The sequence below is a fragment of the Bacillus sp. A015 genome, from assembly GCF_053851875.1.
In genome coordinates, this window is the sequence record NZ_JBSPZB010000023.1 from 39,314 (window position 1) to 55,609 (window position 16,296).

A 16,296-nucleotide genomic window follows, 5' to 3' on the forward strand; every position below is an offset into this window, starting at 1 on the left:
GACAAAGGGCTAAAATGAACTTTATTTTAGCCCTTTGTCTTCTTTTCAGCGTGATTGAAAACCTTTGAAGTCTAGGAAGGACGAGCACCGGAGCGGAGCGAATTTGACATTCGTGAGCACCGGCGCGCAGACCTGACAAAGAATGCGAGGGTTTGTCTACACGCTGAAAGCCCTTAAAATAGGGCTTTTTGTAAAACGTTAGATAAACGGGCAAATTCCTCAATGGATAATGACTCACCGCGTCGCTTTCCATCAATGTCAGCTGTTTCAAGGGCTTCTTCAATGATGGCTTTATGTTTTTTACCATCAGGCAGATTGTTCAACAGATTATTCATCAACGTTTTCCGGCGCTGGCCAAAGCTCGCACGGATGAGCTGAAAGAAAAATGCATCATTTTCTACTGAGACAGCAGGCGTTTCACGAACTGTTAGTTTAATAACAGCCGAATCAACATTTGGCTGGGGAACGAAAACGGTTTTAGGCACAACCATGACCGTTTTCGCTTCCGTATAAAATTGAACCGCAATAGAAAGCGAGTTGTATTCCTTTGATGAAGGGACAGCTGCCATACGATCTGCGACTTCTTTTTGCAGCATGACCACAATCCCTTTCAATGGAAGGTTTTCTTCCAGAAATTTCATAATAATCGGTGTCGTCACGTAATAAGGAAGGTTGGCTACAACCATCACTTCTTTACAGTCAGCAAAGTTTTCTTCGATGACCTTTCCTACATCCGCCTTCAATACGTCTTGGTGAATGATGGTGACATTATCATACGGAGAAAGTGTATCGTTTAAAATGGGTAATAAACGCTGGTCGATTTCGAAAGCGGTCACTTTCTTTGCTCGTTTAGCGAGCTGTTCTGTCAATGCGCCGATACCAGGTCCAATTTCAATAACGCCGGTCTCATCCGTAATCTCTGCATGATCGACTATACGATCTAAAATATTTGTATCAATTAAAAAGTTCTGCCCTAAGCTCTTTTTAAAAGAGAAACCGTACTTCTTTAGTATTTCCTTCGTTCTGACGGGTGTCGCAATATCTTTATTCATCGGCTTCCTCCTGCATGACGGTCTTTAAGGCCGCAATAAAATCATGTTTGGTTATTTGAAACATATGAAGGCGCTTTTGCAGCTGCTTCGCATTGGTATATCCTATATTTAAAAGCACACCTAGTCGTTCGCGGCGGCGTTTCGATGCATCGCCTCCGATAAGACCTGCGTCAAATAAGTCGTCTAATGTAATGTCACTTTCCGATTCTTCCATTTCCTCATGGACATGGGCAAGGCATTCCCGAATACTGTCCAAGGAAGCGTGCTCGACGCCAATCCCTTTGTCCCGCTTCGCTTTCGCAAGATGTTTTGGCAAAAAAGCGTGCTTACAACCTGGAACCGCTTCTGCGATGGTTTTACGGATCTTTTCACCAGGAAAATCAGGGTCTGTTAAAATAATGACACCCCTCGTCTCCTGAGCAAGACGCACTTGTTGAATGACTGTATCGCCAATGGCAGATCCGTTTGTTTCGATCGTATCTGCATCAACGGCCATCTTCACTCTGGCAGTGTCATCACGACCCTCCACCACAATGATTTCTTTGATTTTCATTTATTCCTCCGCTTGCAAAAACAATAAACATTTTTTGGTCAAAAAACGAAACCTTTCATGCTGTTTTTGCGTCTAATTAATTAGAAAACAGTGCTTCTATTATAACCAAAAAAACAGAGGGTGCGCAAAGCCCTCTGTTCATATAAATGATTTGATGTGTTTATTTGAGCACTCTAATTTTTACTCGTTTATTTCCCCATTGATAAGCTGCCGACTTACTTGGGACGAACACATCAATTTTATTCCCTTTTATAGCAGATCCAGTGTCTGATGCAACGGCATATCCATAGCCTTCCACATACACTTTAGAGCCTAGCGGAATGACACTCGGATCAACTGCTATGACCTTTGCACCCGGATTTGCTTTTAAATTAAAACCTGTAGACGTTCTGCCCGTACATCCAGCACAGCTCGCTGTATAGGCTGTTGACGTCACGTAGAATTCTTTTCCTGATGATTCATTGCTTCTTGAAACTGCAGGGGATGCTTTAGGTTCCTTTTTGGACACTTGAGTACCAATGGCCACTAAACGATCCTTGCTATCTTTTTCAGTTACTTCTTTGATTAATTCTTTAGACACCACTTTGCCGTTTTCTTTCACAATGGCATAGTGCTTCTTCAATTTACCTTCTTCACCTTTTTTAAGCACCTTCTCTTTTCCTTTTTCAAGAGAACGATCCTTTTTATGTTTGGTATCAAAAGCAATTTTCTCTTCCACTACATCGGTGACTTTTTCCACCCGAGTGATCTGGATATCTGCGCTTTTTTTAGAAATGTTACTATGTAACGCAGGTTTGATCTTATCGTGCTTATTGAGCCTCAGCTCTTGTTGCTTTAAAAAGTCAGCGACCGTAGTCGAAGTGGTCCACACTTTTTTATCCTTTCCTCCATCCTTTAAGCTGACCTGGAAGGCCTGCTGAACCACAAGATTCATATTCTTTTTAATCTTGTCATTCTTTCCTGGAGTCACTTGATCGTGCTTCCCAATATCTATCTTCTCATTCTTCAATAATGCTTCAACCGTCTGATCTGTTGTCCATATCGTTTTCTCTTTCCCATCTAGGGTCAGATGAACCGGTATAGCCGCATCATACACAATGTTCATGTTGTCTTGAATCTTTGTATTTAGACTTGGAGAGATATGATCCTCCGCCCTGGTCCTTATCCCAAGGACTGAAAGCAGCTGTGCTACTGTCTCTTCATGTGTACGAATTGTCTTCTCTTTACCATTGATTGAAATGGTAATAGACTGCTTAGTGAACTCATGTGCACCGTAAGCCGTCCCAGTTCCAACTAAAAGTAAGCAAGCGACTAGTAATAAAACCTTGCCTTTTCCTAGCTTGACAGAAAACAGATTTTTCATTTTTTGTACGATGAAAAACGCCTCCTTCTCCTCGGAGAGATTATATAGAGTATCTCAAAACCTGTCAACCCTTCCACCCACTGTACAAAAATACTCGATTGTAAACCTATTATGGGAGATTTATGGAAGGAAGGGAAGAAAGACTTATCGACAACTTATCCTATGAGGAGCAGCAAACGTGTAGAACTTTTTCGTTATGTTTCACAATTGGACAGGCTTAAACAAGGTTTGACATCATATACTGTCAGTTTATACGGAAAACTTTTTTCGCATTTTCTGTTGTCAATTCAGCAAGCTCTTCAAAGCTGATTTCTCGTAATTCGGCAATCTGTTCTGCGATATATTTCACATAGCTTGGCTCATTTCGTTTCCCTCTAAATGGCGCTGGTGTTAAATATGGGCAGTCTGTTTCAATCAATAGTCGATCACTTGGTATGTCCTTTACAACTTCCTTCGGTTTTTTGGCATTTTTAAATGTCACGGGTCCACCGAATGAAATATAAAAGTTCATATCCATACACGCTTTTGCAATTTCTAGGCTTCCTGTAAAGCAGTGCATAATACCACCAACCTCCGCCGCTCCTTCTTCCTTTAAGATCGTCACGACATCTTCCGTTGCGTCACGGTTATGAATGATGATTGGCAGATTCACTTCCTTCGCAAGAGCAATTTGACGTCTAAAGACTTCTTTTTGTACATCTTTTGGCGACTTGTCCCAATAGTAATCCAGACCCATTTCTCCAATGGCAACGACCTTTTCATGTTGAGATAATTCTTTGATCCAAGCCAAATCCTCATCTGTCATATCAATGGCATCGACAGGATGCCAGCCGATCGCTGCAAAAATGAAATCATACTCTTCAATTAACTCCATCGCTCTCGTTATGGTTGGGCGGTCAAACCCGACTACCACGATTTTCTCTACCTTTTCACTTTTTGCTCTTTCGATCACCTGCTCTAAGTCTTCATTGTATTGTTCCGCATTTAAATGGGCATGTGTATCAAATAACATCGTTGATTGCTCCTTTCGACAATTCTCCTAAAAAACAAAAGGTGTTCGACGAAATGTTACACGTGGAACACCTTTGTTGATTTATAAAATTTTTGTTCCATTCGCTAGAGATTGATCCACTTCAAGGACCTGCAATTTCCCACCAGTTTCCCCAGTTAAAATCATTCCCTGGGAAATTTCCCCTCTGAGTTTAACTGGCGTGAGATTCGCTACGCAAACAAGCTTCTTCCCTACCAATTCATCTGGTTGATAATGCTTGGCAATCCCTGAGACAATTTGTCTTTTTTCAAATCCAAAATCAAGCTGAAGCTTTAAGAGACGATCCGCTTTTTTAACTGGGGCTGCTTCCAATACTTGTGCTACCCGAAGATCAACTTTCGAGAAATCATCAAATGCAATTTCTGCTCCCAGTTCAGGTAATTCCGTTTCTTCTATTTCAGCTTTCTCTTCTTCTACCTTAGGCGCACTTCCCTGCATTTTCTCTTTAATGTACGCCACTTCTTCTTCAACCTCTAAACGCGGGAACAATGGCTCTCCTTTTTGTACCGTTGCTTTTTGAATCGCACCAAAAGAAAGAGTGCTGTCCCAGCTTTTAAGCTTCTCTTCTTCAATTCCAAGCTGGAAGAAGATTTTCTCAGGTGTTTTTGTTAAGAATGGTGTTAACAGCACTGCTGTGATTCGAAGTGATTCTGCCAAATGATACATGACAGAGTGCAATTCTTTTCGTTTCGTTTCATCCTTCGCTAACACCCATGGAGCTGTTTGATCAATATATTTATTGGTTCTGCTGATCAATGTCCAAACATTTGTAAGAGCCACCGAGAATTCAAGGTTTTCCATCGATTCTTCATAAGCTTTTACCGTTTGTTCAGCCACAGCTTTAAGCTCCTCATCAAACTCATTGACAGGACCCTTATAACTGCTTAATGTACCGTCAAAATATTTTTGCACCATCGCAACTGTACGGTTAAGCAAGTTTCCTAAATCATTGGCAAGATCATAGTTTACACGTTCCACGAATCCTTCTGGTGTAAACACGCCATCCGCACCAAATGGTACTTCGCGAAGTAGATAATAACGAAGGGCATCAAGGCCATAGCGATCAATTAATGTGACCGGATCTACCACGTTCCCTTTTGATTTAGACATTTTGCCATCTTTCATGAGCAGCCAGCCGTGTGCGAAAATTTGTTTCGGCAGAGGCAGATCAAGTGCCATCAGCATAATCGGCCAATAAATTGTATGGAAGCGCACAATTTCTTTCCCTACAAGGTGCACGTTGGCAGGCCAATATTTTTTATATTTTTCATCCTGATCGGTTCCATAGCCAATCGCTGTTAAATAGTTGAATAACGCATCAATCCATACATAAATCACGTGTTTCGGATTATTAGGTACTTTAATTCCCCAATCAAAGGTTGTTCTTGATACAGCTAAATCCTCTAAACCTGGTTTAATGAAGTTATTGATCATTTCATTCTTTCTTGATTCAGGCTGAATGAACGATGGGTTCTTTTCGTAGTAGTCCAGTAAACGATCCGCATACTTACTCATACGGAAGAAATATGATTCCTCTTTAATCAATTCAACAGGGTGACCACTGTCGGGGCTTTTCCCGCCAATGACTTCACCTTTCTCATTTCGCTCAACATCAACAAGCTGTGTTTCCGTATAGAATGTTTCATCAGGAATACTGTACCAGCCCTCATATTGATCTAAATAGATATCTCCTTGATCAAGCAGCTTTTGGAAGACTTGCTCAATGATTTTCGTATGCCTTTTTTCCGTTGTACGAATGAAATCATCATTTGAAATGTCGAGTTTCTTCCATAATGATTGAATGTCTGCAACGACGGGATCTAAATACTCAATCGGTGTAATATTTTGTTCTTCAGCTTTTTGCTGAATTTTTTGTCCGTGCTCATCTGTACCTGTTAAATACATCACATCATAGCCTTGAAGACGTTTATAACGAGCCATGGCATCCCCTGCCACTGTCGTATAAGCATGTCCAATATGTAATTTTCCGCTCGGATAGTAAATAGGTGTTGTCAGATAAAACGTTTTTTTCTTTTCCGGCATGTCGGAACCTCCTGCGTGTGTGTAAATGTCAAAAGCTCCCGCCCAATGGACGAGAGCGGTTATAATCACTTCATTAAAATGTGTCAGATCATTTCATTATGTTTTGCACTTGTGCTTTCTCTATGATACCATCTTAGCCTTTAAGATCAAGCATATATACATAGAACAAGATGAAATGATCGGAAAAAGATGAGTTTTTCGAAAAAACGACAAAACGCTCGACATTTTGTCGAATATTGTCGTATGAAATATACTTCCAGATTTATAATTGGCTAATTTAGGGCAAAAGTCTTGTCAATCTATTCTCATCATTTATCATATTTTCATAGATGAAGTCCACAAAATCCTTATACACCAATAGTTTCAAGGTCCTTTGACTTTAAGAGTCATATTTTACAAACAATAGTAAACAAAATGATTGACGATTTATGGAAACCTTGTTATGCTAGGAATGTAAGGAATTTGTCGAATAATGACGAAGATAATATTATATTAAGAATAAGAACTTTTTGGGAGGAGAATGAAGATGAAATCTACAGGTATTGTACGTAAAGTTGACGAATTAGGACGCGTGGTGATTCCAATCGAACTTCGTCGTACACTAGGAATCGCTGAAAAAGACGCTTTGGAAATTTATGTTGATGATGAAAAAATTATCCTAAAAAAATATAAACCAAACATGACTTGCCAAGTAACAGGTGAAGTATCAGACGATAACCTTAAACTTGCTAATGGTAAATTAGTTCTTAGCCGTGAAGGTGCAGAGCAAATCATTAACGAAATCCAAAACCAACTTCAATCACAAAAATAAGTTTCATATAAAAAGGTTCTTGCACCGTTTGCAAGAACCTTTCTTTATTGTTCAATATGATAGGCATCGTATATCGTGCGCTTTGGCACACCACGTTCGACTGCTGTACGTTTAATGGCGTCCTTCGACGTCAATCCTTCCTCTATGTAATGAATCACGTGTTCTTTTTCAGATAAGGGCTTCCACCAGGCTTCTTCATTCAACTCTTCTTCATCCTGGTCATTTCCTTGTACCACAAGACAAAATTCGCCGCGAATTTGTTGTTCCGTAGCCCATGTCAGCACGTACTCTAAATCTCCACGAATAAACTCTTCGAATTTTTTTGTCAGCTCTCGCGTAATCGCTATGTTCCGGTTCCCCCACACTTCCTTCATCACGGTCAGCGTTTCTTTTAACCGATGGGGCGCTTCATAGAAAATAATCGTTTCTTGGCGTTTCTTCAATGCTTCCAGTTGTTTTTTCTTTTCTTTTTTTTGACGATCAAGAAAACCGTAAAAGAAAAATGGCTGTGGCGCGATCCCTGACGCAATGAGCGCCGTTAATGCCGCGTTTGCACCAGGTAGCGGAATGACATAGCCTCCGATGCTTGTAAAGTCTCGAACCACTTCAGCTCCTGGATCAGAAATAGTCGGTAAACCAGCATCGCTCACTAATGCGATATTTTTCCCTTCTTTTAACCATTCGATTAACTTGTAACCACTGCTGTCTTTGTTATGCTCATGATAACTCGTTAACGGTGTATCAATTTCATATACATGACAAAGCTTTTTCGTTTGTCTCGTATCTTCTGCAGCAATATAGTCTACATCTTTTAACGTTTGTATCGCTCGGAACGTCATATCTTCTAAGTTTCCAATTGGGGTTGGTACAAGATAAAGAATACCCATTTCGGATTGACCATCAAAGCTCTTCTGTGTCTTTTTCATGTGCCGCCTCCTTTTCCATTCGCATTTCTTCTATATAAATGTCTTTCTTTTGACGTGTCCAAGTTTTGAAACGATATTCTTGCTGCATGGCTTCTCTTTTGGTTGAAAAACATTCATGGTAATAAAGCTCAACCGGCCGTCTCGCTCTTGTATATTTTGCTCCCTTTCCACTATTGTGGGTAGTCAGCCTTTTTTGTAAGTCATTTGTATACCCAGCATACAAACTGCCATCTGCACATTTCAATACATAAAAGTAATGATTATGCTTCTCCATATAGTATCGTCCTGATTTCTTCTGTATACTCTTGGTCTTCCCCATAAACAAAGAGGGGCGGCAAGATTTTCAAATCTGGCTTTCCATCTTTCATGCCTTCTACTAAGATTGTATTGGCTTCTTTCCCCTGTTTAGGATAAACAAATTGAATTCGCTTTGGCTCAATACGGTATTTCTTCATCATTTCAACAATCTCAAGCAATCGTCCTGGGCGGTGAACCATTGCCAGTTTTCCCCCTTGCTTCAGCAAAGTGGAAGAAACACGAATGACATCTTCTAATGTACAATGAATTTCATGCCGTGCAATCGCCAAATATTCATTTTCATTGATTTCATCCTTAGAGGGTGTCTTAAAATACGGCGGATTACATGTGATCACATCTACTTTGTGGTTGCCATAGCGTTCTGGCATATCATTCAAATCACCATGTATCAATTCAATCTGATGCTCTAATTGATTATGCTCCACACTTCTTTTTGCCATATCAAACAGACGTTCTTGAATTTCAACACCTGTAATAGAGGCCTTAGATCGAGTTGAAAGCAGCAATGGCACGATGCCATTTCCCGTACAAAGATCGATGATTTCCCCCTTTTGGATCGGCACATACGCAAATTTTGCTAATAATACCGCATCCAATGAAAAGGCGAACACAGTTTTACTTTGAATAATTTTCATATCTTCAGCGAGCAAGTAATCTAAACGTTCATCTTCTCTTAACGAAACCATGATGTATCCTTTCTATTCCTGTGAAAAAGGCTCCCGATTCAGCGGAAGCCTTTTCTCATTTTTTATTTAAAAATGACAGACAGAACAAACAGTCTCCCTCTTTACGAATGCTCCCATAATGTACATTACAAATATGGAAGCCTTCCTGATATAACCGAGCAAGGTTATCATGACCTTCTCCTATATCAGAATGACTTGGCTTCTGGGCAAAATCATTCTCCGCCTCAGACGATTTGTCTCGATCGGATTGATCCAGACGTTCACGCAAGTGCTGATTCTCCATCTGAAGCTGATGATTTTCTTCAATCACTTCACCGATATGATTTTTCAAATCTCCTAGCTGTCGATAAAGAGAACCGATTTGTTCTTCTAAATTGATCACCGTATCAAATAGTTCCTTTTTATCCAAGGTGGCACACCTCGTTACTCAGTTGTTTGTGCAGATACAACGCCTTCTTGTAATAATTCTTCCCAAGTATATTCTACCACTTTTTCTTGCCCGGTTAATTCAACTTGCAAAATTCGTTCTAAAATGTTGAGCCCTACTACCTTTGCAGAGCCATTAGACGTCTGAATCGTTTCACCGATATCCGGTAATTGTTCTTTCGCTGTTTCATACTCATCATTCTCATATTTCAAGCAGCACATCAAACGGCCGCAAAGCCCTGAAATTTTCGTAGGGTTTAACGACAGGTTTTGATCTTTTGCCATTTTTATGGACACCGGTTCAAAATCTCCTAGAAATGTTGAACAGCAAAGCATTCTTCCACAAGGACCTATGCCGCCCAGCATTTTTGCCTCATCTCTTACACCGATTTGGCGAAGTTCAATTCTCGTCTTGAAAATCGATGCAAGATCCTTCACCAGCTCACGAAAATCTACTCTGCCGTCCGCTGTGAAATAGAAGATAACCTTGTTTCGGTCAAATGTAAATTCAACATCGACTAGCTTCATTTCCAGGCCGTGTTCACTTACCTTCTGAAGACATGTATCAAAGGCTGTCATCGCAGCTTCTTTGTTTTCCTCAACGATGAGCCGGTCTCGTTCGTCTGCTACACGAATCACCTTACGTAGAGGAAGGACCACGTCGTGTTCATCTACTTTTTTATTCGCGATGACCACTTGTCCGTACTCAACCCCTCTGACCGTTTCTACAATGACACAACTATCATTTTCTATATGAAATCCATTAGGATCGAAATAATAGATTTTGCCCGCTTTTTTAAAGCGAACACCAATTACGTTGTACAAGCTTATCCCTCCTGCAACATCAACACCAATTGCTCCATTAGCCCTTGGGCATTCACGTTGGATTGAAGTCTCTTTTTCGCTTCTAATACAGCAAGGATCTGGTTCGTCACCATCTGCTGTGTGGAATGCAGCGCGTGCTGCTTCATTGTCTGGAATAAGTCTTGATAAATGACTTTATCTTCATTTCCTATTTGAATCGACAATACATCACGATATATAAATAAAAGCATATCCAGACCTGTTTCTTGAAGGTCTTTCTCTTTGAAAAAAGGCATCCATTGATCTTGTATATAAAAAAATGCATGTTCTTTTCGCTGGTGTAAGACTTCATACAATTTTATCACTTTCCCTCTAGACTCTGCAAACTGATCATTTCGACTTAATTCGAGTGCTTCTGCTAAATTATTAGTTAAATTCGACAAAAGCCTTGCAAGATGCTGAGATACGCCTTCTTGTAAAAGCTGCTGCTCCAAGGATTGTGGCTGCAGCGGCTGAAAGCTAAGCATCTGACATCTTGAAATAATCGTATCCAGCATTTTATGCGATTGCTCAGTGATTAAAACCGCCATCGTTTCCCGATTAGGCTCCTCTAGGAACTTTAATAAACTGTTCGCGGCATTGACCGTCATTTTGTCCGCATGAAGAATGATATACATTTTCCGGTGCGATTCTACACCTGCTTTTGTAAATTCCTCCTGCAAAGCCTGCACTTGCGCTTTCTTAATCGATTGGCCGTCAGGCTGCACTAAATGTAAATCTGGATGGTTTCCAGACTCAATCCTTTTGCAGTTTTGACAGGATTCACATGGTTTCACTCCTGCTTCCAAGCAAAAAAAGCTCTTAGCCAAAAGCATGGCAGCATCTAGCTTTCCTGTCCCTTTTTTCCCTTCAAATAAGTAAGCATGGGCAAGTCGGTCTTTATCAATACTATTAAAAATCAGCCGCATGACGCGCGGCTGCAAATCATTCATGTCATCCCAGCTAATTGCCATGTTATCACTCACTATGTGTAAAGGTTAATCAATAAACCTTTTATTTCTCCAATACGTTCAAGCAAATCAATAGAGGGTTTTTCTTGATCCATCATATCCTCTGTTAATTCAATAAGCTTTTCATCTAATGCTTTGACTAAAGCAAGTGTTCGCGTGTTGCCATAAAGGTCAAAGCTCCTTGACGTCTCTATATTTAATCCATTATCGACGGTCTCTTTCACAAAACGCTTCACAAGTCCTTTAAACCTGGCCAAATCCTTTAGGTTTCGTGACTTTGTCAGCTTTTTACCGAACACCTCGATATCACTCAGCATGACCGTCAGTTGTTCTAAGCGCATTTTGCCGCTTTGCGTCTCCATAGAAGCTTTAAAAGAAGCAGATGACTGGCTTCCTTTAATCGCTTGAAGTTCACGCTTTTCTAAAAGCAGCCGCATATCTTGATTAATTTTCACAGCAACCCATCCTTAAAATTGATGAAATTGTTCAACTGGCAGAATAAAGACAGTAGCTCCACCAACTTCAACCTCAACAGGGTATGGTACGTATGAATCTGCATTTCCACCCATTGGTGATACAGGCGCGATCATTTGATCACGTTTACGGCAATTTTCCTTTATAAGCTGTAATGCCTTATCCACTCGGACATCCTCACAACCAATGATAAAAGTCGTATTTCCAGACTTTAAAAACCCACCAGTTGAAGCTAATTTTGTCACGCCGAATTGATGTTCAGTCAATATTTTCAACAACTTGCTGCTATCTTGGTCCTGTACAACGGCAACAATTAATTTCATTTGATTGGCCTCCTTCGTTTTAGGCACAGGTGACATGCCGATGTCTTCCTCTATATTATAACAACGATTGGGAATCAGGTCATATTTGATTTTTCTTTAATGTGTCCTGAATCAATTGAAGCACTTCTTCATAGACATCCTGCATCGGCTGAGACGCATCCACTACACGGAATCGTTCTGGTGATTGCGCAATCAGTAATTCATAGCCTTCTCTGACCAGCTGGTGGAAATTCAGGGTCTCCATATCTAATCGATTTTTTTCTCTTCCTTGATTGGCGTCGATTCGCTTTAGACCTTCCTCTGGTGTAATGGAAAAGTAAATGGTCATTTGCGGCATTGTACCATTAATGGCAAAATCGTTAATTGATTTTACTTCTTCAATCCCAAGCCCTCTCGCATAGCCTTGATAAGCAAGGGAGCTATCGACAAAACGATCACATAAGACCGTGTCTCCGCGCTGCAATGCCGGTTCTACCTTCTCAGCCAAATGCTGTCTTCTTGCTGCTGCATACAGCAATGCCTCTGTTTTTGCGTCCATTTTTGTATTTTTTTCGTTTAAAATGACTTCACGAATCTGCTCTGCAATTTCGATGCCTCCTGGCTCTCGTGTCGCCATCACTGCATATCCTTGGCGCTCCATTTCTTCGTACACTTTTCGTATCACTGTCGTTTTTCCAGCACCCTCTGGCCCTTCAAACGTAATAAACATACCACTCATAGTGTCTCCTCTTCTATATAAACATATAATTTTCTCTGGTGAATCACCTGACTTGCTTGAACATGAACGTGATGTCCAAGCAAACGGCTTAACTTCGAAATTTGATCCGCTTCAATACGCTCTCCCTTAATCATCAAAGGAATGCCAGGCGGATAGGGAATCACCGATTCTGCACTGATCCGGCCTGCTGCTTTTTCGAATGGGACGGCTTCTATGTCTTGTCTTTGCTGATCGACCTCTATGAATCGCGTCGTCTTTTGAAGATGCTCTTTTTTTTCAAGCGATAAATGACTTTGCTGAAGAGCCTGCTCTATGGCTGTAAAAGGAATGTCCTTCGATTGGCCTAGACCAAAAACGAGTAAGACTTGATGTTCATCCGCAAGTTCTGGGTGAACATCAACCGATTCAAGCACCTTTTTTAGTTCATAGCCTGTCAGCCCTTTTGTTGAACGAATGACGCATTTTAATGGATCCGTCGATAACGAGTCAGACTCGACCACTTCGAGATTGGACATCCTGTTGAACTGTTCTTTCAGCTTTGCCAGTCCTCTCATGATTCCGTCCAATTTCCCTTTTCCCTTGACCTCCTCAACATAAGCTCTCGCCACATCTAACGTAGCCATAATTGGATAAGAAGGTGAACTGCTTTGAAGCATCGTTAACAATGTCTTCATACGCTTCGCATCTATTCGGTCCCCTTGAAGATGAAGATAAGAACCCATCGTCATCGCCGGAAGGGTTTTATGTGCTGATTGTACCACCACGTCAGCTCCGTAGGAAAGGGCAGATGGAGGAAAGGCGCCGCCTAATACAAAATGCGCACCATGCGCCTCATCAACCAAAACAATGATTCCCGCTTCATGACACATTTGAATCAGCTTTGATAAATCAGCTGCATGTCCATAGTAGTTCGGATACGTCAAAACGATTGCCCGGCAGTTAGGATGTTTTGCAATGGCTTTTTTGACTGTTTCATCAGTAACATGGGTTGGGACGTGCAAGCATGAATCGATCTCAGTTTCTAACATAATAGGCGTTGCTCCTGCAAGCTCAATCGCATGGAAAACAGACTTATGACAATTTCGCTGAACAAAAATCTCATCTTCAGTATGACATGCAGCCATTACCATCGCTAGATTTCCGACCGTTGTGCCATTCACTAGGAAAAAGCTTTGTTTTGCCCCATATAGCTTTGCCAATAATTCCTCTGCCTCTTGAATCACACCAGTCGGGTGGTGGAGATCATCTAGACCTTCAAGCTCCGTCACATCCAGCTGAAGAATTGATGCATAATAGGACCGTGCCTCATCAAAAAAGACATCTCCATTGTGATGTCCTGGAACGTGAAAAGAATAAGGCTTCTTTTCCGCATGTTGTGATAATGCTGTATATAAAGGTGTTTTCAAACAAATCGACCCTTTTCACTTAAACGATATCTTATTTCTATTATAACGTTCAAACAAGTGAACTGAAAGATGGATTCTCATTCCTTTATTGGTTTATGATTCGCCAGCTTCTGCTCCGCCTCGTACATGTTGCTTTTTAATTGAGCTCTCTCTTGGCTCCCATGTTCTTTCACCTGTAACGTTTCCTGTAATGTTTCGGCTAATTGGCGTTGAACCTTTTTCAACGTATCTATAGGCGTTAATGATGCGTCTTCAAGAAGCTGTCCTTGCTGCTTTGATACCTTTTCATATGTTTGTTGGATTCGCTGCTCAAGTGCTGAATTGGCTCGCTGCTGAATATGAGTTAATGCAATCGACATTTGGTTGATCCATAGAGGAATAGATGCGGAGATGGTTGATTGAATATGATTGGCTAATGTATGATTTGTATGCTGAATCATCCGAATTTGGGCATTACATTGCAGTGCAATTTGCCGGCTTAACAGCAAATCATACTTCCGTTCTTTCAATCTCTCCACGTATTCTTCCTCATTTACTTCCTGACTCATCAATTGCTCCTCTAATGTCCGATCATTAGAATGTTTCGCTTCTGATAGGACCTGCTTCTCTAAATGTGTCAATTTCGCTTCAACTGCCGCAACCTGTAGCGTCATCTCTTGGAAATATGATTGATTTTCTTCAAATAAACGCTCTAATAACTTATGGTCGGAGATTAATACGCCTCTTGCGTAACGAAGCCTTGCTGATAATCTCTCTATTTGAACTTCTGCTTGTTTAAAACGAGAAATGATCTCCTGAGTAGAACGATTCCCCCGATGAAACAACCTCAAAAAAAGGCCCTGCTTCTTTGGCAGTAAATCCTCTGGCTCCACTAAATGTAGTTGCTGCAAAAAAGCTTCAAGCACATCTCCTATTTGATCGATATCTTTTTTCTCAACATATTTCATCATGTGTTGTGATTGTTCCAATAATCGTTCCTGCACACGTGTACCATAGAAAAGCAGCTTTTGCGGATTGTCAGGGATCTTTTCAGCCCGCTGTATGGCCTCTTGTTTTTCCTCATCAGATAAGGTATCAAACACCCGAAACTGAAGATCTGTGGTAGATGCTGATGGTGGTGTGACTTGATCTTCTGGTTTCATCGAGTCTGACTCCTTTCATCTATTTTTTGATCATTTTATCGGCCACTTCAAGTTCAATGTGAAGGGCTTCTATGTCTCTTCCTAATACTTGCTGCAAATCATTCGTCAATTGCCTTTGCAGCTCTGTCAGTGTGACTCGAGTTTGGCTCAGTGTCATTTCAAGCTCATGACTGCGATTAGGCTGATTATACAGTAGTGTATATTTTTCGGTTAGTTCAACGACAGAATCCAAACTTTCGAAATAAAATCGTTGTGCATCATAAAATCGGTTCGGCTCTTTTTTTGTAATTTTATAGATTCGTCGTGCAAGCCGAAGGATTTCATAATTATGTTTGATCGTCTGCATGTTTTTCACAGCAAATAAAGCTTTCTTCAAACGAACCAGCTTTTGCCCTGCTTCTTTTAAGTGCTGTTTAATATATACATAATCACTACGAGACAGTCCGTGCTTCTTTAAAAACAACTGGAAAGCAACCCATCTGCTTCCTGCAAACATCGCGCCCCACCCAATCATCGAATACAGTATCGATAATCCAACATGATGGTGGAAAACCCCAATACTGACGGTTAAAATCACAATCGAGAAAAGAGTAGAGAGGATGGCCCATATAAATGTGAAAAAGATTGATTTCATGTTCATCGACTCCTATGAATAATCAGGCTCTCTGTTTATCTTATTATTTATTACGGTTGTTGTCCAAACTAAGTTCCAAAAAACAGGCCCAATCCTCGATAGCTCATAAAAAAAGACCATCTAGTGGTCTATGAATACAAAGGCGGCGTATGAAGATTTTTAAGCTTTCTTACATAATCGGCATAGCTAGGATCCGAGGTCGATGTAGAAATTAACTTTCGCTCACAGTCTCGGCACAAAAACTGATGATATAAATATATTCCCTTTGTCTTTTTCTCTTCACAGATCAAACAAATCGCTTCTCGCTCTTTTTTGCTCATTGTGACACCTCCACTTATAGCTTCAGTATGCCCTAGCGCTTTCAATTGTATACAAAATTAAGAAAGTTTTAGATGGTAGTTTAGTATATGTACCCATCCCAGATCGAGTGTTTGTTCCTTTTCTTAAAACACAAAAAAGACCAGTTCCGTCTGGAACTGATCCTTAGAAAGGCTTGGCGGCGTCCTACTCTCACAGGGGGAAACCCCCAACTACCATCGGCGCTGAAGAGCTTAAC

The 16,296-nt window shown here is 40.7% G+C and carries 19 protein-coding genes; 1 reads left to right on the forward strand and 18 read right to left on the reverse strand.

Features of this window, described 5'->3' with window-relative positions; all coding sequences use genetic code 11:
* Positions 1 to 173: 173 nt before the first annotated feature.
* From rsmA to metG, 5 genes are all read right to left on the reverse strand, one after another.
* Positions 174 to 1,052, reverse strand: a complete 879-nt coding sequence (rsmA, locus tag ACSLGF_RS16400) for a 16S rRNA (adenine(1518)-N(6)/adenine(1519)-N(6))-dimethyltransferase RsmA (protein WP_456007209.1) — start codon at positions 1,050 to 1,052, stop codon at positions 174 to 176.
* Complete coding sequence (gene rnmV, locus ACSLGF_RS16405) at positions 1,045 to 1,605, reverse strand: ribonuclease M5 (protein ID WP_034324499.1); 561 nt, start codon at positions 1,603 to 1,605, stop codon at positions 1,045 to 1,047. Before rnmV ends, rsmA begins: the two co-directional genes overlap by 8 nt.
* A 160-nt stretch (positions 1,606 to 1,765) precedes the next feature.
* The gene (locus tag ACSLGF_RS16410; protein ID WP_456007211.1) at positions 1,766 to 2,968 is read right to left on the reverse strand and encodes a ubiquitin-like domain-containing protein; all 1,203 of its coding nucleotides are present in this window, start codon (positions 2,966 to 2,968) and stop codon (positions 1,766 to 1,768) included.
* Positions 2,969 to 3,212: 244 nt separating this feature from the next.
* Positions 3,213 to 3,980, reverse strand: a complete 768-nt coding sequence (locus tag ACSLGF_RS16415; RefSeq protein ID WP_456007213.1) for a TatD family hydrolase — start codon at positions 3,978 to 3,980, stop codon at positions 3,213 to 3,215.
* A gap of 81 nt (positions 3,981 to 4,061) precedes the next feature.
* Complete coding sequence (gene metG / locus ACSLGF_RS16420; RefSeq protein WP_456007215.1) at positions 4,062 to 6,062, reverse strand: methionine--tRNA ligase; 2,001 nt, start codon at positions 6,060 to 6,062, stop codon at positions 4,062 to 4,064.
* 520 nt (positions 6,063 to 6,582) lie between these two features.
* Between metG and ACSLGF_RS16425 the strand changes: the two genes are divergently transcribed.
* Positions 6,583 to 6,873 (forward strand): AbrB/MazE/SpoVT family DNA-binding domain-containing protein, encoded by a 291-nt coding sequence (locus ACSLGF_RS16425; protein ID WP_087975202.1) that lies wholly within the window; start codon positions 6,583 to 6,585, stop codon positions 6,871 to 6,873.
* A gap of 44 nt (positions 6,874 to 6,917) precedes the next feature.
* Here ACSLGF_RS16425 and rsmI read toward each other — a convergent pair whose 3' ends face one another.
* From rsmI to ACSLGF_RS16490, 13 genes are all read right to left on the reverse strand, one after another.
* Entirely contained in the window at positions 6,918 to 7,799 is an 882-nt protein-coding gene (gene rsmI, locus ACSLGF_RS16430; protein ID WP_456007217.1) for a 16S rRNA (cytidine(1402)-2'-O)-methyltransferase, read from the reverse strand.
* Entirely contained in the window at positions 7,774 to 8,073 is a 300-nt protein-coding gene (locus tag ACSLGF_RS16435) for a GIY-YIG nuclease family protein (protein WP_099728336.1), read from the reverse strand. Before ACSLGF_RS16435 ends, rsmI begins: the two co-directional genes overlap by 26 nt.
* On the reverse strand, positions 8,060 to 8,803 hold the full coding sequence (locus tag ACSLGF_RS16440) for a tRNA1(Val) (adenine(37)-N6)-methyltransferase (protein WP_456007219.1): 744 nt from the start codon (positions 8,801 to 8,803) through the stop codon (positions 8,060 to 8,062). Before ACSLGF_RS16440 ends, ACSLGF_RS16435 begins: the two co-directional genes overlap by 14 nt.
* Positions 8,804 to 8,858: 55 nt before the next feature.
* Positions 8,859 to 9,212: a DNA replication initiation control protein YabA gene (yabA, locus tag ACSLGF_RS16445; RefSeq protein WP_087978476.1), complete on the reverse strand. Its 354-nt coding sequence runs from the start codon at positions 9,210 to 9,212 to the stop codon at positions 8,859 to 8,861.
* Between the two features lie 14 nt (positions 9,213 to 9,226).
* Positions 9,227 to 10,054, reverse strand: a complete 828-nt coding sequence (locus ACSLGF_RS16450) for a PSP1 domain-containing protein (protein ID WP_456007221.1) — start codon at positions 10,052 to 10,054, stop codon at positions 9,227 to 9,229.
* A gap of 2 nt (positions 10,055 to 10,056) precedes the next feature.
* Positions 10,057 to 11,046 carry a DNA polymerase III subunit delta' gene (gene holB / locus ACSLGF_RS16455; protein WP_456007223.1) on the reverse strand — a complete coding sequence of 330 codons (990 nt, stop codon included), beginning with the start codon at positions 11,044 to 11,046 and terminating at the stop codon, positions 10,057 to 10,059.
* An 11-nt stretch (positions 11,047 to 11,057) separates the two neighbouring features.
* Entirely contained in the window at positions 11,058 to 11,498 is a 441-nt protein-coding gene (locus ACSLGF_RS16460; RefSeq protein ID WP_456007225.1) for a YaaR family protein, read from the reverse strand.
* A 12-nt stretch (positions 11,499 to 11,510) separates the two neighbouring features.
* The gene (locus tag ACSLGF_RS16465) at positions 11,511 to 11,840 is read right to left on the reverse strand and encodes a cyclic-di-AMP receptor (protein ID WP_456007235.1); all 330 of its coding nucleotides are present in this window, start codon (positions 11,838 to 11,840) and stop codon (positions 11,511 to 11,513) included.
* A gap of 79 nt (positions 11,841 to 11,919) precedes the next feature.
* Positions 11,920 to 12,558 (reverse strand): dTMP kinase, encoded by a 639-nt coding sequence (gene tmk, locus ACSLGF_RS16470; protein ID WP_410612240.1) that lies wholly within the window; start codon positions 12,556 to 12,558, stop codon positions 11,920 to 11,922.
* Positions 12,555 to 13,964, reverse strand: coding sequence for an aminotransferase class I/II-fold pyridoxal phosphate-dependent enzyme (locus ACSLGF_RS16475; protein WP_456007227.1), 1,410 nt, complete (start codon positions 13,962 to 13,964; stop codon positions 12,555 to 12,557). The genes tmk and ACSLGF_RS16475 overlap by 4 nt, the downstream gene beginning before the upstream one ends.
* A gap of 77 nt (positions 13,965 to 14,041) precedes the next feature.
* Positions 14,042 to 15,106 (reverse strand): toxic anion resistance protein, encoded by a 1,065-nt coding sequence (locus ACSLGF_RS16480; RefSeq protein WP_456007229.1) that lies wholly within the window; start codon positions 15,104 to 15,106, stop codon positions 14,042 to 14,044.
* Between the two features lie 19 nt (positions 15,107 to 15,125).
* A complete protein-coding gene (locus ACSLGF_RS16485; RefSeq protein ID WP_456007231.1) occupies positions 15,126 to 15,740 on the reverse strand; it encodes a 5-bromo-4-chloroindolyl phosphate hydrolysis family protein in 615 nt (204 codons plus the stop codon).
* 128 nt (positions 15,741 to 15,868) lie between these two features.
* Complete coding sequence (locus tag ACSLGF_RS16490) at positions 15,869 to 16,060, reverse strand: sigma factor G inhibitor Gin (RefSeq protein WP_017359334.1); 192 nt, start codon at positions 16,058 to 16,060, stop codon at positions 15,869 to 15,871.
* Positions 16,061 to 16,296: the final 236 nt, after the last annotated feature.